Source organism: Gammaproteobacteria bacterium, assembly GCA_013817245.1.
In the GTDB taxonomy this organism is placed as follows: Bacteria; Pseudomonadota; Gammaproteobacteria; order HTCC5015; family HTCC5015; genus JACDDA01.
This window is the reverse complement of sequence record JACDDA010000001.1, coordinates 343175-369437: the sequence shown is the minus strand read 5'-3', so window position 1 is coordinate 369437 and position 26263 is coordinate 343175. Positions and strand designations below refer to the sequence as shown.

Genomic DNA, 26263 nt, shown 5'->3' with positions numbered 1-26263 from the left:
GGAGTTGTAGTTTGGGAGAGTGGAGTGACAGGGGCGCATGATGATGGGTATCGCGTTGCTCAACCCATCCTACGCGCTATGATCAAACATCAATATAAACTATTGTTAATACCAACATTCTTTTTTTCATCGGCATTAAGTTATGCCGATGTTTTCGATGAATCAATGACATCTATAAATTAAAGCAGTGCGCTTTGTAGCATTGTTGAATGACAATAAAAACCCTGATGCACCTCTGTGCCAAAAATTCATGTGGTTGTCATGAATGGTTCGATTGGTCGGGAATCATCCTGAAAATTCGTTTTAGTGGGGGAGCCTCAGACTCATTTTCTCTTTTCTTGTGCCCATCCCATTTTCTGCCACTCCACCTTTTCCCCTTTTATTTCGGGCGGATTCAATCGCTATTCAGACAACGTAATGGCACACTGAGGAACCTCCAACCACCGAGATCAAAATCACCATGAACCTGCATATCGAACTCATCCCCATACTCTCCATTCTGGCCGGCGTACTCATCCTCATGATGCCCAAGCTTCTGAACTACGTGGTGGCCATTTACTTGATTGTCGTCGGTTTGATTCAGTTGTTTGGTCTGCGCATATAGCACCGCTTGTTGCAGCAAACCTCCGCTACGACGATCGCGATACACAAGGACGGCAGCATAGATCCGCTTTAACAGCGGATTTTTAGCAGCAACAGTCGCGGACACAGCGCGTAGGATGGGTTGAGCAACGCGATACCCATCAATAAACATTATTTTTTTTGGCCAATCCGACTTTCTTGACCGTTTAATAAATTACGAATATTGCTGCGATGACGATAAAACAAAAGCAAAGAAATTAAACTCATACTCGCAACCATCAGAGTGGAGCCCAGGAATAGATAACAATAAATAGGTAAAAAGAAGAAAGTGGTTAAAGCGGCTAAAGAAGAATAGCGAAAACTAACCGCCATCAACAACCAAGTGCCGCTGGCCGCTAAACCTAGCCAAAGGTTTAATCCGTAGGCAATACCAAACGCAGTGGCGACACCTTTGCCGCCTTTAAAGCCAAAAAACACCGGGTATAAATGTCCCAAAAATGCACCTAAGGCCGCGGCGCTTACATATTTCGCATCTAAATCAAAACCATACGCGACGATAAAGACAGGCAAGAAACCTTTCAGTGCATCACCTAGCAGTGTGATAATGGCCGCCGTTTTATTACCGATGCGCAAAACATTGGTTGCGCCCGGATTATTTGAGCCAGTGATACGCGGATCAGGCAAACCCATTAAGCGACAGACAATAATGGCAGCCGAAATAGAACCGCAAAAATAGGCGCTCACAAAAATAGCGACTAGTTCTAACGCGAGCAGTGTGATGGAAGTCGAGCCGTTACTTGTAAAAGGCAATAAATTAGTCATGTGGTTTTATGCAATCAGTTAAAGACAATCAAACAAAGTCGCATTGTAGCCAAGCGCATCCTGCTTGGCTTGTGAATCGCGACGCGCGCATTCTATGTTAACTAAAAAAGTGTATGGCGCTGGGCCTGATTTAGTTTTATTGCATGGCTGGAGCATGAACAGCGCCGTTTGGGCGCCGCTCTTACCTTTACTGCAAACCCGCTACCGCGTGCATTGTGTGGATTTACCGGGACATGGTTTTAATCGACATTATTTACCGGGTCTAACGTTGCGTGATTGGTCGCAAGCGCTGCGTGAAATTATTCCTGAAAATGCGCAATTATTAGCGTGGTCTTTAGGTGGTTTAGTGGCCTTAGATTTATGTGCAAGTGGTTATAGCGCAAACCGTGTTGATTTAATTGCGAGCACGCCGTGTTTTGTACGACGCAGTGATTGGCCTGACGCTATGCGTGAAGTTGCATTAGATAATTTTGCGACGTCGTTACGCACGGATTATCGTAAAACCATGCGCGATTTTTTAGCGTTGCAAGCACTAGGCGAGGAGCACATCAAAATTTTAATACAGGATTTAAATACCGCATTAACTGCAGGTGGTGAGCCCAGTTTAGAAGCCTTAACCGCGGGCTTGCATATATTAAGAAATAGCGATGTGCGCGCAGCGTGGCAAAATTTGCAATGCCCTGCCTCGTGTTTGTTGGGCGAGAAAGATGGCATTGTGCCCGCTAAAGCGGCGCTTGCTTTGCAGCAGTTAAATGCGCAAGCCAATATTTATGTGGTGCCCCGTAGCGGTCATGCGCCGTTTATTTCGCATCCACAACAGTGTTTGGATTTTTGGCGCAGCATTTGGCCTTCTAATATTATGGGTAATGTTATCAGCGAGGTTAAGGCGTGAATTCTTTGCAACAAGCGCGTATTCGCAGCGCTTTTAATCGTGCCGCACCTCGTTATGCCGCTGCCGCACATTTACAAAAACACGTAGCGGAAGTTTTAGTGCATGGCTTGCAAAATTATAATGCTGAGCATGCTCGGCGGCAGCGGCCAAGCGATCAATTGGTGGATCAATTGGTGGATCGATTAGAAGATCAATCAGTAGATCAATCAGTGAATCGATTATTAGATATTGGCGCGGGCACTGGTTTTGTCAGCAACTTATTACAACAGCATTATCCTCATGCGCAGTGTGTCGCGGTAGATTTAGCGCCCGCCATGTTGCAGTGTTTGCGTGCAGAATTGCCGGCTACGGCGTTGGTTTGTGCGGATGCGCAAAGCTTGCCGTTGGCCGCTAAAAGTTTTTCGATCGCCGCTTCAAGCTTAGCGTTTCAATGGTGTGCGGATATAGCGCAGGTATTTAAACAGTGTGCGCGGGTCTTACAAAGTGATGGCGTGTTAGCGTTTGCGACTTTTTTACCCGGCACGCTGGCGGAATTAAATCAGGCTTGGCAACACGTGGATGCGGGCAGACATGTGAATAGTTGTCTGCCGCAAGTTGAATTGCAGGCGCAGTTAGAACAAGCGGGATTTGCCGAAATACAGTGGCAATTGCGCACCGAACACACTTATTACGAGACGGTCGATCAATTATTGCTAGAGCTACGGACGATTGGCGCCAATACGGTGGTAATGAGCGAATTAGCCGAATCTACTGCGCAACGCACGTTGCCACGTAATATTAAGCAACAATTGGCACGCGCTTACCCCTTGGTAAATGGTCAATATCAGGCCACTTGGCAGATTGCTTATGCGTATGCGCGAATTCCTTAGGAACTCAACTCTCATACAGTTGCTTTAGTCAGTTCTATTCCCCTACAACTTTAAGGTACAATCGCGCCCGCACAGTGCGGCCGGTTGTCTCTGACTGGCTTGCCCCGGCCTAAGCTTGCGACGACATTCTGTTGTAGGTTTTTAAGCCGAGCTGCGGCAAAGAATTGTTTGGTAAGTAAGTTTTCATGCGTGCAAACGAGTTCATCACGTTGCATCACCCATGATATTGACGCTTAATTTTAGATTTTAGGTGAGGAGTAACACATGCACAGATTGAAAGCCGCCCTACAGGGATTGTTTTGCGCGTTATTGGTATTGATAGCGCAACCTGTTTTGGCAGACTGGGCCGTGAATATGCCCCGTGGTGTAACGCAGATCAGTAATGAAGTGTATGAGTTACACATGATTATTTTTTGGATCTGTGTAGTGATTGGTGTGGGTGTGTTTGGCGTTATGTTTGCCTCTATCTATTTACATCGTAAATCACGCGGCGTTAAACCAGCGACGTTTCATGAAAGCCATACAGTGGAAATTATCTGGACCATTATTCCTTTCTTTATTTTGATTGCGATGGCAATTCCTGCCGCCAAAATGCTGATCAAAATGGAAGATACGCGCAACGCTGATATGACCGTTAAGATCACTGGCTATCAATGGATGTGGGGTTATGAATATGTCGATCAAGGCGTCTCGCTCTACAGCCGCTTAGACAATGAAAGTAATACAGTGCGCCAAGTAAAATCGGGTTTAGACCCTAAATCAGTACCGAATTATTTATTGAACGTCGATAATCAACTCGTCTTGCCAGTGGGTAAAAAAATTCGTTTCTTAATTACCGCCAATGATGTTATTCACGCGTGGTGGGTGCCTGATTTAGCTGTGAAAAAAGATGCGATTCCAGGTTTTGTAAATGAAGTCTGGACCAAGATTGATAAAGAAGGCATTTATCGTGGTCAATGCGCTGAGCTTTGCGGTAAAGATCATGGCTTCATGCCGATTGTTGTAAAAGCAGTAAGCGAAGCGGAATTTAAGTTATGGATTGAACAACAAAAAAATCCTACCCAAATAGCCAACGCTTCAGCCCCAACGTCTACGGTTGCACTTAACGCAGCAACCCCACAGTAAATTTGTTTAACCCGATTTTTGACCCATTATTTGGATTAGGGGACAGTATATGAGCACTGCAGCAGCACACGACCATCACGATCACCACCAACCGCGCGGTTTAGTGCGTTGGCTTACCACTACTAATCATAAAGACATTGGTAGTTTGTATTTGTGGTTCAGTTTAATTATGTTTTTTATCGGCGGCATTATGGCGCTGATTATTCGTGCTGAATTATTTCAGCCCGGTATGCAAATGGTGAATCCGCAATTTTTCAATTCTATGACCACGATGCATGCGCTAGTAATGATTTTTGGTGGCGTCATGCCAGCGTTTGTAGGCTTGGCTAACTGGATGATCCCCATGATGATTGGTGCGCCCGATATGGCGCTACCGCGTATGAACAACTGGTCGTTCTGGATTCTGCCATTTGCGTTCGCTATGTTGTTATCAACTTTATTTATGGATGGCGGCGCACCAGCCGGTGGTTGGACTTTGTATCCGCCGTTGGTATTACAAACCGGTGATGCTTTACCGTTTGCGATTTTCTCTGTGCATTTAATGGGTATCTCTTCCATCATGGGTGCAATTAATGTCATCGCAACTATTTTGAATATGCGTGCGCCAGGTTTAACGTTAATGCGCATGCCTTTATTCGTATGGACTTGGTTGATTACTGCGTATTTGTTAATTGCAGTTATGCCGGTCTTAGCCGGTGCAGTGACGATGCTGTTAACCGATAAATTTTTCGGTACTAGTTTCTTTAGTGCCGCCGGTGGTGGTGATCCAGTATTGTTTCAACACATATTTTGGTTTTTCGGTCATCCTGAAGTTTACATTTTGATTTTGCCTGCGTTTGGTATTGTGTCGCAGATTCTGCCTACGTTTGCTCGTAAACCATTGTTTGGCTACGCCTCGATGGTCTACGCGACAGCGTCGATTGCATTTTTATCATTCATTGTTTGGGCGCATCACATGTTCACGGTCGGCATGCCGTTGGCCGGTGAATTATTTTTTATGTTTGCCACCATGTTGATTGCAATTCCCACGGGCGTAAAAGTATTCAATTGGGTTGCAACTATTTGGCAAGGCTCCATGACATTTGAAACGCCGATGTTATTTTCTTTAGGTTTTGTGGTGTTGTTTACGATTGGTGGTTTTTCCGGTTTGATGTTAGCCATCACCCCAGTTGATTTTCAATATCACGATACGTATTTCGTCGTTGCGCATTTTCATTATGTATTAGTGCCCGGCGCAGTCTTCGCTATCATGGCGGCGGTTTATTATTGGTTACCGAAATGGACCGGCCATATGTACAACGAAACCTTGGGTAAAACCCATTTTTGGTTGTCAGTGATCGGCATGAACATTACATTTTTCCCAATGCATTTTGTAGGGTTAGCGGGCATGCCACGTCGTATTCCTGACTATGCAGTACAATTTGCAGACTTCAATCAAGTCGCAAGCATCGGCGCATTTCTTTTTGGCTTCTCGCAACTCTTGTTAGTGTGGATTGTGATTAAGTGTGTGCGCGGCGGCCCTAAAGCTACCGATCGCGTGTGGGAAGGTGCCAAAGGTTTAGAATGGTCTGTTCCATCACCCGCGCCTTATCATACGTTTGAAACAGCACCTAGCCAGAAAGTGATTGAAGCGGAAACGCACGGTTAAATTTTTATGACTAACGTCAATGTGCAGCAAGCCGCCCGTAAAACGGTTACGCGTTTGCTGCTCGTTGCGGTAGCGATGTTTGGTTTTGGTTATTTGTTAGTACCTTTATATAGCGTGATTTGTGATATCACGGGTTTGAATGGCAATACCAGCGGCTTAAATGAAGCGCGTGCGCAATCAGTTGATGCTGCGCAAGGGCAAGTGGGCCGTGAAGTGCAGGTAAAATTTACTGCGAATGTTGCCAACAGTGCGCCTATAGATTTTGCGCCTGAAGAAACGACGGTAACGGTGAAATTAGGTGAGCCACGGAGCACTTTGTTTCGCGCTAAAAATCGCAGCGGTAGAGATTTAATTGCGCAAGCATCACCGAGTGTATCGCCTGCGGCCGCTTCTTTATATTTTAGCAAGACCGAATGTTTTTGTTTTACTCGGCAACCTTTTAAGATTGATGAAGAAAAAGAAATGCCAGTGCGATTTGTGATAGATCCTAAATTGCCCGCTAATATTGATACAGTGATTTTGTCTTACACGTTTTTTGATATCACCGAAAAACGTTGATCTAACATAGTTACAAGCGTTTTAAACATTTACTGGAGACAGCAACTTATGTCGCAGGCACATTCAGATCATTATTACATTCCGCATTCCACTAACTGGTGGCCTATTTTTGGTTCTGTTGGACTTACCACTTTATTAGGTGGCTTTTCGATTTTATTAAATGGCCATTCCGTTGGTGCGATAGCGATGTGGGCAGGTTTAGCGATAACGTTGTTCATGATGATTGGGTGGTTTGGTACCGTCATTCGCGAAAGCGAAAAGCAAATGTACAGCGCGCAAGTAGACATTTCATTTCGTTGGGGAATGTTTTGGTTCATCTTTTCTGAAGTGATGTTCTTCGCTGCTTTTTTTGGCGCTTTATATTATGCGCGTACCTTGTCTTTGCCTTGGTTAGGCGGTGAAGGCTCAGGTGTTGCGACCAATGAATGGTTATGGCCGCAGTTTAGTAATGTCTGGCCATCGAATGGTCCTGGCAAAATTGGTGGCCAATATGAAGCGATGGGCGCTATGGGCATCCCATTATTAAATACTATTATATTAGTGACATCGGGCGCCACGATTACTTGGGCGCATCATGCATTAAAGGCTGGACACCGTCGTCAATTGATCGCGGGTTTAGCGTTAACTGTATTGCTCGGTTTTGCATTTATTGGTTTTCAAGCGTATGAATATATTCACGCATACCACGAATTGAACTTAACCATGGCTAGTGGTATCTATGGTTCAACTTTTTATATGTTAACGGGTTTTCACGGCGCGCATGTAACCATAGGCGCGATCATGTTGGCTGTTATTTTAGTGCGCTGCATTAAAGGGCATTTCACACCAGAAAAACATTTTGCTTTTGAAGCCGCTGCTTGGTATTGGCATTTTGTTGACGTAGTATGGTTTGGGTTGTTCATTTTTGTGTATTGCTTGTAAGGCGTTTATTTTTTGCGTTAAACAAGGCAGGCTCTATTAATTCATAAAATAAAAAGCGCTGCCTTGAGCAGCGTTTTTTATGAACCCTATAAAATGGGTAAAATTCTTTAATAAAATGTTTTAAGATGTTTGTGTTTGTGTTTGTGTTTGTTGCGGCATTACGCCATGTGGTTTTATCCAGCCGAATACAAATGCGACTACCAAAAATACTAACAGCGCAGCGGTAAGCCCGATCCGCCACGTTAAGGCGTTGACGTTGCGTTTAGTTTTGCCGTGATCTGTGAGTAAGTAAAATAAGCCGATGAATAAATTCAATACGATCAAGGCCAATACCGCGATAATGATCAGAGTCATGATGAATCACCGTCAAATAAAGAGCGATGAGCTTAACGTAAACAGCAGTGAATTGCATGCCTAAGCATGCCGTTCAATTTGTAATCGGTGGCCGAGCATTTAGTAGTCGCTGGTGGGTAATTTTGCTGGTGCTATTAGCTGCAGGCGGCATGTTGCGGTTAAGCGTTTGGCAATTAGAGCGCGCCGCTTATAAATCTAAAGTATTGGCACAAGCAGAGCAGGCATTACATGCGCCGGTGATCATGTTTGACATGCAAAAGAAACCATCAAACCTATGGTTGCAGCGCGTAACACTACAAGGCATTTATTTGCCGCAGCAATTTTTATTAGATAATCAAATGTTGGATGGCCGTATCGGCTTTGATGTGTTAACACCGTTGCAAACGATTGATGGTGTCGTGTTAGTTAATCGTGGTTGGGTACAAGCGAACGCGCAGCGATCACCTCTCGCCGCGATTGATCCGCCCACCGGCAGACAAGTCATACAGGCGCGCATAACGCGCATTGAAAAAGGCTTTCGTTTGGGAGCGATCGATAGCAATGCACAATGGCCGCGAGTGATACAATATATTGATCTAGCTTTATTGGCCGAGCGGATAGGAACATCATTTTATCCTGCACTGTTTGTGATAGAGAGCAAAAATGATTCTGCTAGTATCTTGCAGCCACACTGGCGCCCTGTAGTTAAAGGCCCATTAAGTAATTACAGCTATGCTGCGCAATGGTTTTTATTTACGCTTATTATGTTAGTTGTTTTTTTTTATTGTAAGCACTCGGCCTGTAACTGAAATTAATTCTAAGGTGTAATCATTGTTATGAATGACATTACTAACAAAAAAACCAGTAACCGTACCGTAGTTTTATTATTTGCTTTATTTTCGGCGCCTATGTTTGGCGCTTGGTATTTGTATTTAAATACTGCGCCAGGAAAACCATGGGGGACGACTAACCATGGTGAATTAATTAATCCGGCGCAACCATTAAAAGAATTTAACGCAACGAATGCGACAAATGAAAATTTAACTTTGGCAAATCTAACCGGGCATTGGACGATTATGATTCCGGTGGTAGGTGAGTGCGCCGAGGTATGTCAGAAAAATTTGTATAACACTAGACAAATTCGCATAGCATTAAATAAAGAAACGGAAAGAGTGCAGCGAGTATTGTTGTTGCAAAATACCCAACAGCTGGTTGGGTTATCGGAAATATTAAAACAGCATGCCGATTTGAAAATCATGATTGCGCCGGCAGATCAAACGTTATGGCAACAACTTAAAATCCTAAATATCCCTTTGCAAGATCAAATATTACTGATTGATCCGCACGCAAATTTAATGATGCAGTTTGCCCCAACAATTAATCCACGCGATATTTTAAAAGATCTTAATAAACTGTTGAAAATTTCTAAGATTGGTTAATGTATGAAAATGGTTTTACTGCAACGATTAACATGGGCGGCCACTATTTTGACATTAGTTGTCATCGTGTTAGGTGCGTATGTGCGCTTATCGCATGCTGGTTTAGGTTGTCCTGATTGGCCGGGGTGTTATGGGCATCTTGATGTCCCTAAGACTACTGAAGAAATAGCTACAGCCGCGCTGCATTATCCCGATCGACCTGTAGTCGCAGCAAAAGCCTGGAAAGAAATGATTCATCGCTATTGTGCGAGTACTTTAGGTTTGTTGATCGTGATGATTAATATAGTGGCATGGCGTCAACGCCGTGCTGGCGTTAGTCAAACATTGCCGTTGCTATTGTTGGGATTAGTCATCTTTCAAGGTTTGCTTGGCATGTGGACAGTCACCTTGTTGGTGAAGCCTGTTATTGTTACCGCACATTTGTTCGGTGGTTTAGCTACTTTAAGTTTATTGTGGTGGTTGTGTTTGCGTTATACCGTCGGCGTCGCTGGACAAATAGTGCAACCGCAATGGCGCCGTGCTTTATGGTTAGTATTGTTTATCTTATTGGCGCAAATATTTTTAGGCGGTTGGACGAGTACAAATTACGCTGCATTAGCGTGTTACGGTTTTCCACAATGCAATCAGCAATGGTGGCCGGATATGCATTTTAATGATGCGTTTATTTTATGGCGTGGTTTAGGCATTGATTATGAAGGCGGTGTATTGGAAGGCCCCGCACGCGTCGCCATTCATTTAAGTCATCGCATTGGCGCGGTGATTACATTTTTAGCTATCAGTGCGATGGCAATTACCTTGTTGCGTCATGCGCAGGGCCGAAAAATTATTACTATTACCGGCGTTGCGATGTTAGCGATGTTGTTTTTACAAATAACGTTAGGTATTAGTAACGTGTTATTTGGTTTGCCATTGTCAGTTGCTACAGCGCATAACGGTGTTGCCGCTTTATTGTTGCTAACCATTATCACGGCTTTATATTTTATTCGCAGCCCAGCGACTACTCGATAAAAACATGTTAAATAATTCGCTCAAACAATATTACCAACTAACCAAGCCAGGTGTAGTAGCGCTTATTGTGTTCACCGCAATTGTGGGTATGTTGTTATCAACGCCGGGTTGGGTTGCATGGCAGCCTGCTATTTTCGGCAGTATTGGCATTTGGCTAGCCGCCGCATCTGCTGCCGCGCTAAATCATTTAATTGATAGACATGCAGATGCCGAAATGGCACGCACTAAAGATCGTCCATTACCCCAAGGTCAATTATCAACCCGCGCAGTATTTATATTTGCTTTAACGTTGGCGGTTTTATCTATGCTGACATTAATTATTTGGGTGAATGTCTTAACCGCCTTATTAACGTTTGCGTCAATGATCGGCTACGCGGTGATTTACACCTTGTATCTGAAACGCGCCACTCCGCAAAATATTGTGATTGGCGGTGCTGCAGGGGCCATGCCGCCGATATTGGGTTGGGTCGCGATCACTAACGAAATTCACCCGCATTCATTATTATTATTTTTAATCATCTTTATTTGGACACCACCGCACTTTTGGGCGTTAGCAGTGAATAAACGCGAAGAATATGCGCGCGTTAATATTCCTATGTTGCCAGTAACACATGGCGCCGATTTCACGCGCTTGCACATTACGCTTTACACTATTTTATTAGTATTAGTGACCTTATTGCCCTACGTGGTAGGCATGACCGGGCTTATTTATTTAGCAGGCGTCAGTTTGTTGAATGCACGATTTTTGTACATGGTCTTTAAACTACAAAAAACTAAAGATGATCGCTTAGCCATGCAAACCTTTGTTTTTTCCATTACCTATTTGATGTTGTTATTTGCCTTCTTATTAATAGACCATTATTTTCCTTATTCTCTAGGGTTTGTTTAAGTCTTAAAGAGCTGCACGCCAGAGCAGTTATGCCGCCGCGCATCGAAATAATTCAATAAACCTTGCCAGCGGTAGCGCGGTGTTTTATGTTGTCAGTACGTCATCGCTCATACCCGAAGTGAACCAGTAGTGAACCAGTAACGCACAAGTAACCAACGTAAAAGGATTTGAAAATGCATCCGCTGCTTGAAAAAATACAGAAATGGCCAGTTTGGTTACATCTGCTAAATATCATCGTCTGTATTTCTTTATTTGCTTGGTTGGATTACAAAACGGGCTATGAATCGGCATTCGCGCCTCTCTATCTTATTCCTGTTTCCTATGCCACGTGGTGCTTAGGCCGCTACCCCAGTTTAATAATTGCATTAACCAGCGTTTTTATCTGGCATCTCGTTAATACCCTTGCGGGTGAAACACATGCACAAACATTCACTAGTTTTTGGAATGCAAGCCTGCAATTTTTAGTGTTAGTGCTCGTGATTGTATTATTGATTAACTTGAAAAAAGGCTACGAAAAAGAAAGCAAATTAGCTCGTACTGATTTTTTAACGGGTGCCGCAAACTCACGCGCCTTGTGGGACATTGCTGAGCACGAAATCAAACGCGCAGAACGTTATAAAATGCCATTCACCGTGGCTTATATCGACATTGATAATTTTCAACAAATCAACGATAAAGAAGGTCATAGCGTCGGTGACAAAGTATTAAAAGAAGTAATTAATGCCATTCAAAGTAATTTACGCGCGAGTGATACAGTTGCACGAATGGGTGGTGATGAATTCGCTATTTTATTGCCCGCTACCAACACCGACGCTGCGCGTGATGTTATGCCAAAATTACAACGCATCATGCTTGATAAAATGATAGCCAATAGCTGGCCTGTCACTTTTAGTATTGGTGCAGTAACATTTCAAACCCCACCTGAAAGTGTAGATGCCATGTTAAAAACTGCGGATCAACTGATGCATAGCGTCAAATCAGCTGATAAAAACGCAGTGGAATACATGATCTATCGTTAGTCTTTTAAGAAAGAGCAATCGTGTGTTATTTGTAAAAAGCATAGGAAATTTTTTCCGACTCGAAGCCGCTAGTGGCGTTGTCTTGTTGTTCGCGGCAGTTATCGCCTTATTAATGAGCAATACCAGCGCGGATGTTTTATATAACGCGTTATTAACAACGCCCCTAGAAATCCGGCTGGGTGATTTACACCTAGCAAAACCATTGTTCCTGTGGATTAACGACGGACTGATGGCCATTTTCTTTTTAACTATCAGCCTAGAAATCAAACACGAATTTCTCGAAGGTCATCTCGCGCATTGGTCGCAAGCATCGTTACCGTTGATGGGCGCAATTGGCGGCATGTTATGTCCAGCACTTATTTATGTTTGGTTTAACCAAAGCGATGCGACAGCCATCAATGGATGGGCGATCCCAACCGCGACCGATATCGCGTTTGCTTTAGCCATTGTCGCGCTATTAGGAGCACGGGTACCTGTAGCCTTAAAAACATTTTTGTTGTTGCTTGCGGTGATTGATGATTTAGGCGCCATCATTATTATCGCCATGTTTTATACCGACAATCTTTCTTGGTTATCGTTAGCACTTGCGGGCGCATGTTGCGGCGTTTTATTAATACTTAATTTTTACAAAGTTACACGCATCGCAGCTTATATTATGGTGGGTGTCGTGTTATGGGTATGCGTATTAAAATCCGGCGTACACGCAACCTTAGCCGGCGTTATTTTAGGGTTTGCTATTCCATTAAAAGATTCGGAAGGTAATAAAATAGCAGGCAAACTCATGCATTCATTAGTGCCGTGGGTTGCCTTTGGCATTATGCCCTTATTTGCATTTGTGAATGCTGGCGTAGATCTAAAACACGTGGGACTTGGAGAATTAACCAGCAGTATTCCATTAGGCATTATGCTCGGTTTATTTTTGGGCAAACAATTCGGCATATTTATTTTTTCATGGGCCGCCATTAAATTAGGTATTTCACAACTACCCAAAGATGCAAATTGGTTACAACTTTACGGCATCGCTTTATTGTGTGGCATTGGTTTTACAATGAGCTTGTTTATCGGCAGCCTTGCGTTTTCAGATCCAGCGCACACCGCCGCGGTACGTTTAGGCGTGTTGGTAGGTTCATTTGCAGCAGGAGTATTGGGGTATATCGTGTTGCGATATTTTGCGCAGCCGTCGATAGACGCTTGACAGAAATAAAAAAATAAATACAACCCACAAACATCATCCAATTTTTATTTGCTGACAGCAAAGTGTCATTTTTATGACACATACTGACCGATAAAACGTTTTCTTGCTCGGCTCAATGGTCAGCAAATAATTTATTTTGTTAAGCAAGCTCCCTTATACTGCCTCTAGTAAAATAACGTACGTTGTTAGCTGTAACGTAATTAGCGTTAATATTATAAAAACAGGACGTTTGGCATGGGCAGTATCGAAAAAATTTATAAGCTGCATCAATTATTCAAAGAACGCCGTACGCCCGTTTCTCTTAATGAGATACAAGAAGAGCTAGAATGCTCAGAACGACATGCTTATCGTCTCGTTAACGAAGAGCTGCGTGATAAATTCGGCGCGCCAATAGAATTAAACACCGAACGCGGCGGCTATTATTACAACACAAAACAACAAGACAACTACGAACTCCCTGGCGTATGGATGAGCCAAGCTGAACTAGAAGGCCTGTCTATGGCGCATTTCATATTAGAGCGCGTGCAAGCCGGTCTGTTAAATACAGACATACAAAAACTGGTTCAACGCATACAAAAAATACTCGCTAATAAAAAAATCGGTGGCAGTCAAAATCTCACCGAACGTATTCATATCTTAAGCATGGGGCGACGCACTTATAATGATGCCGCGTATAAAGCCGTGATTAATAGCATTAATAAACAGCAGCAACTTCAGGTTGTGTATTACAGCAAGAGCAACAATGAAACGAAAACACGCACTATCTCGCCACAACAGCTAGTCTTTTACAGAGACAACTGGTATCTCGACGCCTATTGCCACACAGCAAATGAATTACGAATCTTTGCGCTTGACGGTATTCAGCAAGTAACCGCGAGCCAACATGCAGCCCACCAAATCCCTCCTGAAAAACTTCACCGACATTACGCAACGGCTTATGGCCTCTTTGCGGGCGAAGCAACGCGCACGGCAGTCCTCAAATTTAACGCCTATCGAGCGCGTTGGGTTGCACAGGAACAATGGCACCCCGATCAAAAAGGCACACAGTTAGCCGATGGCAGTTATGAATTGCATCTACCTTATCATCACGCAACCGAGCTAATAATGGATATCCTGAAATACGGCGCAGAAGTAGAAGTGATAAGCCCGCCTGATCTGCGAGCCGCCGTTGCCGAAAAACTACGCGCAGCGGAAAAAATATATGCCACTTAAAAAGCCCCTGACAGGATTTGGCAGTGATGCTTGCTAGAGTCTAGATAAGGAAAATGGAGAAATACAATGAGCGATAGCAAGTTTGCACAACTAGTAGGCCATACCATAAAAAGTATTATCGTCAAACAAAATACCCAAGACGGATATCCATCCTGCCAAATATTTTTGGAACTGGAAAACAGCTAATTTTATGAGCTGTATGCAAATCAAATAGGCGAAATAAGGATCAGCGCTCACGATCAAATGACGCGAGAGCAAGCAAAAGATTATGGTGGCAACAGAATGAAAGTAGTGTTTGAACATCCTGTTCTAGATGATAAATGAGTAGATAAAAAACGTAATCTCTTAAATAAAGGAAAAACCATGCGTGGATCACCAGAAGTTATGCTGGGAAAAACTACTTCCGCAATTGGGGTGCGCGAAAGTAACGCTGATAAAGTTAGACCTCAAAAACAATTGATTTTAATGTTTAGTGATAACACCAGCTATGAAATATGGGGTGAAACCTACCTGGGGCTGTCCAGTGGTATTGAACCATATGGGCTTGAACAGGTTAAAAAGAAGCGCCAAGAATGCTATCGCATAGTGTTTGAAGCTGCGCTTGAGCAGCCTCATTAGGTTATTTATGAAAATAGACAATCGGAAAGCATTGATATGATGATGGAAGAAATAAAAAATTCTCAAAGAATGAAATGAAAATTTTATATGAGTATAAAAAATAAAATATTTTATGGATGATTTTTCTCCCTCTGATTTAAAAGCCATACTGCACTCCAAGCGTGCCAATCTTTATTATTTGGAACATTGTCGCGTCATGCAAAAAGATGGGCGCGTACTTTATCTAAAAGAGGCTAAACACGAAAATCAATATTGGAATATCCCTATTGCCAACACGACGGTTGTCATGTTGGGCGCCGGCACGTCTATCACACAAGCAGCAGTACGCATGCTAGCAAAAGCAGGTGTGCTCATTGGTTTTTGTAGTGGTGGTGGTACACCTTTATATATGGGCTGCGAAATTGAATGGATGACGCCGCAAAGCGAATATCGTCCAACACAATATGTACAAGGTTGGTTATCATTTTGGTTTGATGACGCACAACGATTGATTGCAGCCAAAACATTACAAAAAACGCGCATCGAATATTTAGTACACGTATGGCAAAAAGACCGCGATCTAAAAGCAGAGGGATTTGATGTAGAGGACAGTGCTATTAAAACGGCACTAGAAAACTTTAGCCAACGATTAAATTCCGCCACAAACGTGAACGAAGCGTTACTTATAGAAGCACAACTAACAAAAACCCTCTATAAATACGCTGCCCACAGAACTAAACACACCGACTTTGTGCGCCAACATGAAGGCATAGACAAAGCGAATGCTTTTTTAAATCACGGTAATTATTTAGCCTATGGTTTAGCCGCATGCACTTTGTGGGTGCTTGGAATTCCGCATGGATTCGCAGTGATGCACGGCAAAACGCGGCGCGGTGCTTTAGTATTCGATATAGCTGATCTGATTAAAGATGCCATCGTTCTACCTTGGGCTTTCATCTGCGCAAAAGAAAACGCCACCGAGCAAGAATTCCGTCAACAGTGTTTGCTGTCGTTTGCGCAGCACAAAGCATTAGATTTCATGTTTGATCAAGTTAAAGCATTAGCACTACGAGGCAAGCCAGAAGAAAATGCCATAGCAGATATTGAGTACGCTGTTGATATAAATGATGACGAAACGGCAACAGCATTATGATGGTCACCTTTGTATCCCAATGCCAGAAAAATGCACTCAAAAAAACGCGAAGAGTACTCGACGCTTTTGCAGATCGTATTGGCGACAATACTTGGCAAACCGTCATTACTGAAGATGGCTTACAAACCGTAAAAAAAATGCTACGTCAAACAGCGAGCAAAAGTACGGCCGTTTCGTGTCATTGGATACGCAGTCGTTCACGAAGTGAATTTTTATGGGTGGTCGGCAACAAAAATCAATTTGATGAAATAGGTAGAGTGCCGGTGAATAGCACAAAAAATGAAATAAAAATGCTTGAGAGTCATTGGCACTACTTGCCGTTGATTAAAGTATGTGCGGCACTTGCAGCGTTATTTCATGACTGGGGTAAGGCTTCATCATGCTTTATAAGCAAACTTACTGTGAATAAAGCATTGGGCGATCCACTTCGTCATGAATGGGTTTCATGCCTGTTGTTGCATGCATTTATTAATGGTGCCGAAACAGATGAACAATGGTTGAGCCGCTTAGTCGAAGGAAAAATAAACGAGGAATCCCTTAAGCAATCTCTGGCAAAAAATGCAATTAAAACACCATTACGTAAATTGCCTCCGCTCGCAAGCATGGTGGCTTGGTTGATATTAACGCACCATCGACTTCCGTTGCCAGGCGATAGTAATAAAGATAAATCGACGCAACTACAAAAGCAGTTCAATGGTGCTCCATTGGCTAGATATCATGATCTTTTTGCAAACTTAGATCAGACTTTTGGCTATGAGAATTTAAGCAGCACAGTCAATGTAAATGATTGTCTGACTTTTCCGCAGGGGCTTTTGAGTGAATCTACTGCATGGTTGAGCCAAATAAAGAAATGGGCAGCGAAAGCGCTATCTGAGCAACCTTTACTGGGTCAGTCTTTAGAAAATGGCGTTTGGCGTATTGTCTTGCATCACGCTCGCTTATCACTCATGTTGGGTGACCATTTATATTCATCTAAGCCTGCTGATAAAAATTGGAAGAGTCAGCTTAATATTTATGCAAATACCGATAGAAAAACAAAACAACTCAAACAAAAATTAGACGAACATTTACATGGCGTTGCCAAGCAAGCATTAAACACGGTGCATTGGTTGCCGGCATTTGAAAAAGAATTACCCTTCGCCCACGCAACTAAGAATTTAATGCAAAAAAGCCCTAAAGAATACGGCTGGCAAGATAAAGTGGTCACAAAAATTACTCAATGGCGCGAAGCAGAAATAACAAAACAACAAAATGATAACTTTGGTTTTTTTACAGTGAATATGGCCAGCACAGGCTGCGGTAAAACTTTTGCCAATGCCAAAATTATGCGCGCTTTGTCTCCTGCCGCAGATGAGTTACGTTATATTTTAGCACTTGGCCTGCGTACGCTGACTTTGCAAACAGGTGACGAATACCGCCAACGCATTGGGCTTGATGAAACCGAGCTTGCGGTTTTAATTGGCTCAAAAGCCGTAGCCGACCTTCATAAAGCGAACCAGGAAAAAGAAGATGAAAAAATTTCTGCTGAGGATTTCGGCTCGGAATCTATGGAAACCTTATTAGAAGGCGAATTTGATTACGATGGTAATATTCCAGAAGAAGGCTTGGCGACTGTTTTAATCACCAAAAAGGATCGGCAATTTTTATACGCTCCTGTATTGGCATGCACCATCGACCATATTATGGCAGCAACAGAAACTAAACGTGGCGGTCGTTACATTTTGCCATGCTTGCGTTTAATGTCGTCCGATTTGGTGATTGATGAAATTGATGATTTTGATGGCGGCGATTTAATCGCCATCGGAAGGCTAGTGCATCTAGCAGGAATGCTTGGCCGTAAAGTCATGATTTCTTCTGCCACCATTCCACCAGATTTGGCGCTAGGATATTTCAACGCCTACCAACAAGGTTGGCAATTATTTGCCAAAAGCCGTGACGTCAATCAAAAAATTGGCTGCGCTTGGGTGGACGAATATGGCGTACGAATTGAAACCATCGTATCGCAAGCGACTGAGAGAAACGAGGCAAGCTTCTTTGCCTTCCATCATGTATTTATTGAACAGCGCGTGAAATCTCTTTCACAACAACTCGTTAAACGTAAAGCAAATATTGCATCTATCACGTTGCCATCCGATGTAAACGAAAAAAACTTACAGAATGTTTTTTTCCAAACCGTACAACAGTCAATTATTGAAAAGCACAACGATAATCACCAAATAGATCTAAACACAAAAAAACAGGTATCGTTTGGTGTAGTACGGGTTGCCAACATCACGCCCTGCGTAGCATTAACTGAATTTTTGATGAATGCACTTTGGCCTGATGATATCGACGTTAGGGTGATGGCCTACCATAGCCAACAAGTGCTGTTGATGCGCAGCGTACAAGAAAAGCATTTGGATGAAGTGCTGAAAAGAAAAAAGCCAGATGCCGTGTTCGAACATCCGCACATCAAGCAGCAACTTAAAAATTCGACAACAAAAAATATTATTTATATTTTAGTTGCAACGCCGGTGGAAGAAGTAGGGCGCGATCACGATTTTGATTGGGCAGTAGTCGAACCATCCTCTTATCGTTCAATTATTCAATTGGCAGGCAGGGTGTTGCGCCATCGCAATGTTGAGCCCGCAAGCTGCAATATGGCTTTGCTGCAATACAACCTTAAAGGCTTTAAGCAATTAAATATAGAATTTAAAAATCGTACCCCAGCATTTTGCCATCCGGGATATGAGACGAGCGTACTGAAATTAAATAGCCATAAGCTGAATGATCTAGTCGATGAAAAATCTATTCAGGAACGCATAAATGCAACACCGAGAATATCTCGTCAAGAAACATTAGACCAACATAATCGCCTTGATGATTTAGAGCACATCGCAATCGCGAATTCACTGACAAAATTTAACGCGAAAGGCCCAGAAGCCCTTGAGGGATGGTTGAGTCAATGCTGGTGGCTTACCGCTTTACCCCAACAACTGAATCGATTTCGTGCAAGCAGGCCCACACATATTTTATACCTTATGCCTAACCCGGATGAACGCGAAACAAAGTATGTTTTTATGGAGAAGGATAAAAAAGGTAACCTCGCCAAAGCCGAGCTATTGCAGGGAATTAGTCATCATTTACACCCGATCAAAGAAAATAGATTATGGCTACATCGAGACTACGAAATTATTTTGAAACACACTGCCACTAAGTTTGGTATAACGGTAAAAAAAGCCGCATCAAAATTTGGTGAGATTTCAATTCCGGTTAATGAAGATGGAAGCAAAAGATTTAGTTACTCCCCGCAAACTGGGTTAGCCGAAATTAAATAGGAGGAAATATGTTAGATAGTAAAATTCAAGATTTTTTAAATGACAGAAAAACCAAAAGCCTTAAGAAAATTATCACTGAGGGTATGGATGAGCATGATGTTCAATGCGTTCATTTAGAAGCAGACGAAGAATTTAATATAAATAACTGGTTACCAGACGCCGCTAGAAGAGCAGGACAAATTTCCATGTCATCACATCCCTGCACATTTAGTCACCCTAGTGGCAGGAAAAATAAAAATTCTAAGACGTCAACTGTTATTGCCAATGGCGCTTTCAGCACAGACGGGTTCATTAGGAGTGGCAATGTCAGCGCCGACCTTGATGCATTGGGAAATGCTGCTGCACTAGATGTGTACAAATTTTTAACGATCGAGCTTTCTGATGGAAAACAGCTAATTTCTCATATTGAGCAAGAAACAGAGCTTGCCAAAAATTTATTGAGTATTCCTACTGCAAGCTATGAAGAATTAAGATTAGGCTTAATGGCAATGAAGGAAAGCGATCCCGCTTCCGTTACGAGCTCAAAAATTAAGCAGGTCTTCTTTCCAGTGTTAAATGACTATCATCAGCTTTCAGTGCTCACACCATCGGGCATCATGTATGTGCTACGTAACCGTATACAAGAGATGCGTTTCGGTGATGTGATTACCAAAGCAAAAGAACAACGCAAGAAAAATGAAATTAGTATTACGGGATTTGACGACATTTATAACCTCGGCGTGATTGGTTACGGCGGTACAAAACCTCAAAATATCAGCGTGCTGAACAATCAATACGGTGGTAAAGCCTACTTACTCCAAAGCATACCACCCACCCTAAAGCCAGAAAAAATCCGTTTACCTAATACAGACTTTTTTAGTAACTGCTTATGGCCTAATCAATTCAAAGCTAACTTTGAGTTATTGCATAAGTGCCTAACTGATTCTCGCAATAACCTGAAAGTGCGAACTCGTCGCGATGAAATCCTGTTAAGTATTTTTGATGACATAGTACGAATTATTTGGCAGATCCGTGCAAATGAAAAGGGGTGGTCATTGCGCGAACGCTTTGATAGCTTGCCAAAAGTGCAGAAAATTATTCTTGATAACCACTGGCAAAACGAGCGCGATGAGAACGGCCAAGCGTTAGAAGCTTTTCTAAAGAATGCCGCTCGTTGGATTATTTTAGCTTATAAAAAAGTGCTGGGTAACGAAGCCTTAGCCTTGAATGATGATGAGCTTATGCATGTCTATTATCTTATCGAAGAACAAAAGGAGGGCTTGTTATGAGCATCAAGCGGATTTTGCTATTGCCGCATTTGCATATCCAAAACGCGAATGCATTGTCTAGCCCCTACACCATTGGTTTTCCTGCATTAACCGCATGGCTTGGCGCCGTACATGCACTCCAGCGAAAACTGATAACGGCAGGTTTTGAAGATTTACTTTTCACAAAAGTAGGCGTTGTTTGCCATTGGCTTGATTTACAAACCTACAAAGGTCGTGGCGACTATGTGTATTCCATCATTGGCACGGGCAACCCATTAGACAAGGATGGAAATCGTTCTGCATTTATTGAAGAAGCCCGCTGCCATCTGGATGTTTCGCTCATTATCGAGTGCGAAGGCGTCAATCCATTTACTCAAAACCAATTACAAGAACAAGTTAATTTGCAATTATTAGGCGGTTTAAAATTCGCGGGCGGTGATTTATTATCTGTCGGCAACGTCGATTTTCATGTGATTGACGACGAAGTATCAGAGCGAAAACTTAAACGTCAACTAATGCCCGGCTATGCATTAATAGAGCGTCGTGAACTAATGATAGAAGCTATGCAACAAGGGCAAGATGCACTCGATGCATTGCTTGATTATTTAAGCATTAAGCATCGTAGCGAAATAGACGATGAAGGCAGGGTAACCTGGACAAGTAAGCGCAAAACATCGGGTTGGCTAGTGCCAATTGCTACTGGGTTTCATGGCATAGCGCCACTCATCCCTCCTGGTGAAACCTTGAATCAACGTGACCCAGAAACACCGCATAGATTTGCAGAAGCTGTTGTAACCCTCGGTGAATTCGTAATGCCCTATCGGCTGAATGCGTTAGATGAATTGCTGTGGCACTACCATTACGATGAATTCAGCAATCTTTACTTATGTCAACAATCACTATCCATCACTCAAAACCTTAACGTTTAAAATCAGGAGCAACATCATGGCAAAGAATGAATCGCAAACAATTGGCAAGGCATCGGTATTGGCGTTTGAAAAAAAATTGGTGTCCTCCGATGGCTATATGTATGGAACGACATGGGATAAGCGATCAGAAAAATCAACGCCATTAGCACTGATTGAAAAATCAGTTCGCGGTACGATTTCCAATCGCTTGCCGAAAGCTTTAAAAGACGACCCCGCAAAATTAGATGTAAAAGTGGAAAGCCCGAATTTACAAACTGTAGATGTGTGCGCTCTAGCCCAAGATCAAGATACGCTTAAATTAACTTTTACGTTGAAGGTGCTAAGTGGCGTTGCTAAACCATCGGCCTGCAATAACGCTGATTTTCATAAAAGTTATTCAGCTGTTGCAAAAGCCTACATCGAAAAATATAGCTTTACCGAATTAGCAAAGCGTTACGCAATCAACATAGCGAGCGGCCGTTTTTTATGGCGCAATCGTGTCGGCGCTGAAAATATTGAAGTCTGCGTTAAGGTTCTTAACAGTGGCTCAGATTTATCTTGGAAGTTTGATGCCACAAAAATTTCGTTGCGCAGCTTTGATAATAGTGACTCAAAAATTAATGAATTGGCAGACCAAATTGCAAGCGCATTATCGGGAGATCGTTTTTTACTGCTCGAAATCACTGCATATGCACAAGTTGGCAAAGCACAAGAAGTTTATCCAAGTGAAGAGTTGGTAATGGATAAAGGTAATAGTAAATCTAAGAAAAGTAAGATTCTTTATGCAGTAAATGACAATGCCGCTATGCACTCACAAAAAATTGGCAATGCCCTTCGCACTATTGATACCTGGTACCCAGCCTTTTCAGAAAATGAAACAGGCCCTATTGCAATAGAACCTTATGGTGCTGTAACCAATTTAGGTGTTGCCTACCGTAATCCAAAAAACAAATCAGACTTTTATACGCTTTTTGATAAATACGCTCGTGGTGAAACTTTGGCTAACACAGATGAAGAGCACTATGTAATGGCGGTTTTAGTGCGTGGTGGTGTCTTTGGCGAAAGCGACAAGGATTAGCCATGAAATTTTACATTGAAGCTACCTTGCTGCCCGATGCCGAAATCGGGCTAAATTTCCTATGGGCCAAGATCTATCAGCAAATTCATTTAGCGCTGGTAGAAATTCAAGATGCCAATAAACAAGTACCAATTGCGGTCGCGTTTCCTGAGCATGATAAGTCCACGCTGTATTTAGGAAAAAAATTGAGGTTGTTTGCAAATGAACAATCTCAACTTGATGCGCTCGATATTCGAAAATGGCTTGCCCGCTTTAGTGATTATGTACACTTCACTAAAGTTCGCGAAGTGCCAGCTAGCATCTCACAATATGCTTGTTTTAGTCGTTTACAGGCAAAATCGAATATTGAGCGTGTCGCCAGGCGTAAGGCGCGCCGCGAAAACATCACTGAACAAAATGCCTTGGTACTTCTAAAAGGCTTTAAGGATGAAAAACTGAAAGAACCTTTCATTCACCTGCATAGTTTGAGTGGCGGAAATGATTTTCGTTTATTCATCAGCAAACGGGAAGTTGAACAAGCCGTTACCGGCGGCTTTAATCTTTATGGATTAAGCGCATCCGCTACCGTACCTTGGTTTTAACGTTAAGAAATTTATTGTGAGCAAAACGCCATTATCAACATCCGATCATATGCTAATCAGCATAGTCAGATTATCAAACAAGCCAAAGCGCAAGTTCAACGTAGCGTGAACAGCGCAATGGTGCTTGCTTATTGGCATGGGTCGGTTGATTGTGGAACAAGAGCAGCATTGCGGAAGCCGCGGCAGAATATAGCGCTTCCATTTGAGTATTTGTAGCTATCACACATATTGGTCATTAGTTTGAACCAATAAAATTAGCTCTTTAAAAATTTGCATTAAATTCAATAAGTTGCAATAGGCCTTAAAATCATTGGTCAAAACTGATTAATGCAACTAAGTCCTTCTTGTAACTTATTTTTTTCCCCGTAAACTCCTATTCACTGCCGCACACGCAGCTTAGAAAAAAAAGCGTGGTACGCGGTTAAAGAAGAACGTATTCACTGCCGCACACGCAGCTTAGAAAAACCAAAAACGACCGATCTCTACCCAGACCCTATTCACTGCCGCACACGCAGCTTAGAAAATGGAAATATAGCGATTGACGATAGTTTTATGATTCACTGCCGCACACGCAGCTTAGAAAGTATATTCCGACCCAAACAACCTTATCACTTCATTCACTGCCGCACACGCAGCTTAGAAAGAGTAATGAGAACAACACGCAAGCCTATATCAATTCACTGCCGCACACGCAGCTTAGAAAAGCAACGTGCACAGCGTGCGAGTTATATAGCGATTCACTGCCGCACACGCAGCTTAGAAAGCTCAACAATGTGCGCGTCATCAGCATTAAGCATTCACTGCCGCACACGCAGCTTAGAAAAATCAACACTTGAAACAATATCTAATGTTGATATTCACTGCCGCACACGCAGCTTAGAAAAGCAGCGTGTACAACGTGCGAGTTATATAGTGATTCACTGCCGCACACGCAGCTTAGAAAGTGAAATTTCCCATTTTCATATCCTTTTTGTAATTCACTGCCGCACACGCAGCTTAGAAAGTGGGCTAGGTCTTGACACATGCGTGAGACAAATTCACTGCCGCACACGCAGCTTAGAAATCCAGCTTGTCTCACGCCGGCACTAGCATCGGATTCACTGCCGCACACGCAGCTTAGAAAGTGTAGACCGCGTGGCGTATGGCCTCCAGCTTATTCACTGCCGCACACGCAGCTTAGAAACCATTTTCATATCCTTTTTGTAGCTTTGTGCTATTCACTGCCGCACACGCAGCTTAGAAAACTTAGCAGCGCTACTTGACTTGCTGCATTTTATTCACTGCCGCACACGCAGCTTAGAAATGTCACACCAGTGACCTTGCCAGCAGTAATAGATTCACTGCCGCACACGCAGCTTAGAAATCATCCATAATAGTTATAGCGTATCTGTTTGCATTCACTGCCGCACACGCAGCTTAGAAACACAGCCGCCCTTCGGGGCGGCGACTTATACAATTCACTGCCGCACACGCAGCTTAGAAAGCAGCATTTTCGGCGATATTGGCGCAGTGCGCATTCACTGCCGCACACGCAGCTTAGAAAAAATGCGCGGAAGCCCAGGCCTTACGAAAGGCATTCACTGCCGCACACGCAGCTTAGAAAGATCCAGGTGAGCGGCGTTGTATTCGGGATTGATTCACTGCCGCACACGCAGCTTAGAAAAACTTTAGAAGCTATAGCGTCGCTGGGTCCTCATTCACTGCCGCACACGCAGCTTAGAAAACTGGCAAGATTCCAATTTGCCAGTTTCTGTTATTCACTGCCGCACACGCAGCTTAGAAATAGTAGATACATATCTTGCAGCAGTAGCCGGGATTCACTGCCGCACACGCAGCTTAGAAAGCATCATAATGCGCCTGTAATTTATGTATTAAATTCACTGCCGCACACGCAGCTTAGAAACGTCTGTTTTGTTTGTCGGGCGGCAAAGCTGAATTCACTGCCGCACACGCAGCTTAGAAAGCCGCAATGCTGTCATTAACACTTATATATGTATTCACTGCCGCACACGCAGCTTAGAAAATAATCATTACTACGCGCTGCTTGAGTGCGGTATTCACTGCCGCACACGCAGCTTAGAAAAATACATTCTAGAAATGCCGAGCCAAGAACCAATTCACTGCCGCACACGCAGCTTAGAAAGCCGCCGAATTGCTGGCTTTTTATTTTTTGAAATTCACTGCCGCACACGCAGCTTAGAAATACAAATTCATCGTCTGCGATTTGATAATAAAATTCACTGCCGCACACGCAGCTTAGAAAGCTGCGCCATTTTCGGTTGGCTGGTGGGCGATATTCACTGCCGCACACGCAGCTTAGAAAACTGAGAAATATTTTATAGCGGTTCCCGCAAGATTCACTGCCGCACACGCAGCTTAGAAAAAACACTAAAGTACGCCGAAAAATATTCTTTTATTCACTGCCGCACACGCAGCTTAGAAAATTGAAAACGATTGTTTATTTCCCATAATTATATTCACTGCCGCACACGCAGCTTAGAAAGCCTCTGTTTCACTAATTAACTCCCCGTCATGATTCACTGCCGCACACGCAGCTTAGAAATTGCCATGCGACTACGCGATACTTATCTATTAATTCACTGCCGCACACGCAGCTTAGAAAGCTCTGCTTTAGCTTAATAATTCTAACTTGATATTCACTGCCGCACACGCAGCTTAGAAAATCTCAACTCGAAAATAATAAAATCTTAACTCATTCACTGCCGCACACGCAGCTTAGAAAGAATCAAACCGAGAAAAAATGGTTAAACAAAGATTCACTGCCGCACACGCAGCTTAGAAAGAAAAACTTTCGGGCGAGAGCATCGATTTATTATTCACTGCCGCACACGCAGCTTAGAAAGGTCACT

At 43.0% G+C, this 26263-nt stretch carries 23 protein-coding genes and 1 CRISPR repeat array (1 of these 24 only partly in view); of the genes, 21 read left to right on the top strand and 2 right to left on the bottom strand.

The features are described 5' to 3' along the window. The first annotated feature begins 460 nt into the window (after positions 1 to 460). Positions 461 to 604, top strand: a complete 144-nt coding sequence (locus H0W44_01830; GenBank protein ID MBA3581171.1) for a DUF3096 domain-containing protein — start codon at positions 461 to 463, stop codon at positions 602 to 604. Positions 605 to 753: 149 nt separating this feature from the next. Here H0W44_01830 and plsY read toward each other — a convergent pair whose 3' ends face one another. Further along, positions 754 to 1404, bottom strand: coding sequence for a glycerol-3-phosphate 1-O-acyltransferase PlsY (plsY, locus tag H0W44_01825; GenBank protein ID MBA3581170.1), 651 nt, complete (start codon positions 1402 to 1404; stop codon positions 754 to 756). Positions 1405 to 1498: 94 nt separating this feature from the next. Between plsY and bioH the strand changes: the two genes are divergently transcribed. The 6 genes from bioH (at position 1499) to H0W44_01795 (ending at position 7417) form a co-directional block, all read left to right on the top strand. Then, entirely contained in the window at positions 1499 to 2296 is a 798-nt protein-coding gene (gene bioH, locus H0W44_01820; protein MBA3581169.1) for a pimeloyl-ACP methyl ester esterase BioH, read from the top strand. Further along, on the top strand, positions 2293 to 3165 hold the full coding sequence (locus tag H0W44_01815) for a methyltransferase domain-containing protein (GenBank protein MBA3581168.1): 873 nt from the start codon (positions 2293 to 2295) through the stop codon (positions 3163 to 3165). Before bioH ends, H0W44_01815 begins: the two co-directional genes overlap by 4 nt. A 264-nt stretch (positions 3166 to 3429) precedes the next feature. After that, positions 3430 to 4290: a cytochrome c oxidase subunit II gene (coxB, locus tag H0W44_01810; GenBank protein ID MBA3581167.1), complete on the top strand. Its 861-nt coding sequence runs from the start codon at positions 3430 to 3432 to the stop codon at positions 4288 to 4290. Positions 4291 to 4339: 49 nt separating this feature from the next. Further along, positions 4340 to 5938 carry a cytochrome c oxidase subunit I gene (gene ctaD, locus H0W44_01805; GenBank protein ID MBA3581166.1) on the top strand — a complete coding sequence of 533 codons (1599 nt, stop codon included), beginning with the start codon at positions 4340 to 4342 and terminating at the stop codon, positions 5936 to 5938. Positions 5939 to 5944: 6 nt separating this feature from the next. Continuing rightward, entirely contained in the window at positions 5945 to 6496 is a 552-nt protein-coding gene (locus H0W44_01800; protein MBA3581165.1) for a cytochrome c oxidase assembly protein, read from the top strand. Between the two features lie 48 nt (positions 6497 to 6544). Beyond that, positions 6545 to 7417, top strand: coding sequence for a cytochrome c oxidase subunit 3 (locus tag H0W44_01795; protein ID MBA3581164.1), 873 nt, complete (start codon positions 6545 to 6547; stop codon positions 7415 to 7417). A 120-nt stretch (positions 7418 to 7537) separates the two neighbouring features. Here H0W44_01795 and H0W44_01790 read toward each other — a convergent pair whose 3' ends face one another. Beyond that, on the bottom strand, positions 7538 to 7771 hold the full coding sequence (locus H0W44_01790) for a twin transmembrane helix small protein (GenBank protein ID MBA3581163.1): 234 nt from the start codon (positions 7769 to 7771) through the stop codon (positions 7538 to 7540). A 56-nt stretch (positions 7772 to 7827) separates the two neighbouring features. Here H0W44_01790 and H0W44_01785 point away from each other — a divergent pair, with 56 nt between their 5' ends. The 14 genes from H0W44_01785 (at position 7828) to cas6f (ending at position 23393) form a co-directional block, all read left to right on the top strand. Continuing rightward, positions 7828 to 8559: an SURF1 family protein gene (locus tag H0W44_01785; GenBank protein MBA3581162.1), complete on the top strand. Its 732-nt coding sequence runs from the start codon at positions 7828 to 7830 to the stop codon at positions 8557 to 8559. A 27-nt stretch (positions 8560 to 8586) separates the two neighbouring features. Continuing rightward, positions 8587 to 9189 (top strand): hypothetical protein, encoded by a 603-nt coding sequence (locus tag H0W44_01780; GenBank protein MBA3581161.1) that lies wholly within the window; start codon positions 8587 to 8589, stop codon positions 9187 to 9189. Positions 9190 to 9192: 3 nt separating this feature from the next. Further along, positions 9193 to 10197: a COX15/CtaA family protein gene (locus H0W44_01775; GenBank protein MBA3581160.1), complete on the top strand. Its 1005-nt coding sequence runs from the start codon at positions 9193 to 9195 to the stop codon at positions 10195 to 10197. A 4-nt stretch (positions 10198 to 10201) separates the two neighbouring features. Next, entirely contained in the window at positions 10202 to 11086 is an 885-nt protein-coding gene (locus tag H0W44_01770) for a protoheme IX farnesyltransferase (protein MBA3581159.1), read from the top strand. Positions 11087 to 11259: 173 nt separating this feature from the next. Then, complete coding sequence (locus H0W44_01765) at positions 11260 to 12105, top strand: GGDEF domain-containing protein (GenBank protein ID MBA3581158.1); 846 nt, start codon at positions 11260 to 11262, stop codon at positions 12103 to 12105. A 22-nt stretch (positions 12106 to 12127) separates the two neighbouring features. After that, the gene (nhaA, locus tag H0W44_01760) at positions 12128 to 13300 is read left to right on the top strand and encodes a Na+/H+ antiporter NhaA (protein MBA3581157.1); all 1173 of its coding nucleotides are present in this window, start codon (positions 12128 to 12130) and stop codon (positions 13298 to 13300) included. A 234-nt stretch (positions 13301 to 13534) separates the two neighbouring features. Then, positions 13535 to 14512: a WYL domain-containing transcriptional regulator gene (locus H0W44_01755; GenBank protein ID MBA3581156.1), complete on the top strand. Its 978-nt coding sequence runs from the start codon at positions 13535 to 13537 to the stop codon at positions 14510 to 14512. A 363-nt stretch (positions 14513 to 14875) separates the two neighbouring features. Continuing rightward, complete coding sequence (locus tag H0W44_01750; protein ID MBA3581155.1) at positions 14876 to 15130, top strand: hypothetical protein; 255 nt, start codon at positions 14876 to 14878, stop codon at positions 15128 to 15130. A 112-nt stretch (positions 15131 to 15242) separates the two neighbouring features. Further along, a complete protein-coding gene (gene cas1f / locus H0W44_01745; GenBank protein MBA3581154.1) occupies positions 15243 to 16262 on the top strand; it encodes a type I-F CRISPR-associated endonuclease Cas1 in 1020 nt (339 codons plus the stop codon). Then, on the top strand, positions 16259 to 19579 hold the full coding sequence (cas3f, locus tag H0W44_01740) for a type I-F CRISPR-associated helicase Cas3 (protein MBA3581153.1): 3321 nt from the start codon (positions 16259 to 16261) through the stop codon (positions 19577 to 19579). Before cas1f ends, cas3f begins: the two co-directional genes overlap by 4 nt. Positions 19580 to 19587: 8 nt before the next feature. Beyond that, complete coding sequence (gene csy1 / locus H0W44_01735) at positions 19588 to 20847, top strand: type I-F CRISPR-associated protein Csy1 (GenBank protein MBA3581152.1); 1260 nt, start codon at positions 19588 to 19590, stop codon at positions 20845 to 20847. Next, complete coding sequence (gene csy2 / locus H0W44_01730) at positions 20844 to 21755, top strand: type I-F CRISPR-associated protein Csy2 (protein MBA3581151.1); 912 nt, start codon at positions 20844 to 20846, stop codon at positions 21753 to 21755. The genes csy1 and csy2 overlap by 4 nt, the downstream gene beginning before the upstream one ends. 16 nt (positions 21756 to 21771) lie before the next feature. Beyond that, on the top strand, positions 21772 to 22812 hold the full coding sequence (gene csy3 / locus H0W44_01725) for a type I-F CRISPR-associated protein Csy3 (protein ID MBA3581150.1): 1041 nt from the start codon (positions 21772 to 21774) through the stop codon (positions 22810 to 22812). A gap of 2 nt (positions 22813 to 22814) precedes the next feature. Continuing rightward, positions 22815 to 23393 carry a type I-F CRISPR-associated endoribonuclease Cas6/Csy4 gene (gene cas6f / locus H0W44_01720; protein ID MBA3581149.1) on the top strand — a complete coding sequence of 193 codons (579 nt, stop codon included), beginning with the start codon at positions 22815 to 22817 and terminating at the stop codon, positions 23391 to 23393. Positions 23394 to 23768: 375 nt separating this feature from the next. Then, a CRISPR array of direct repeats spans positions 23769 to 26263; the repeat unit is 28 nt; unit sequence ATTCACTGCCGCACACGCAGCTTAGAAA; it runs 2573 nt beyond the window's last position.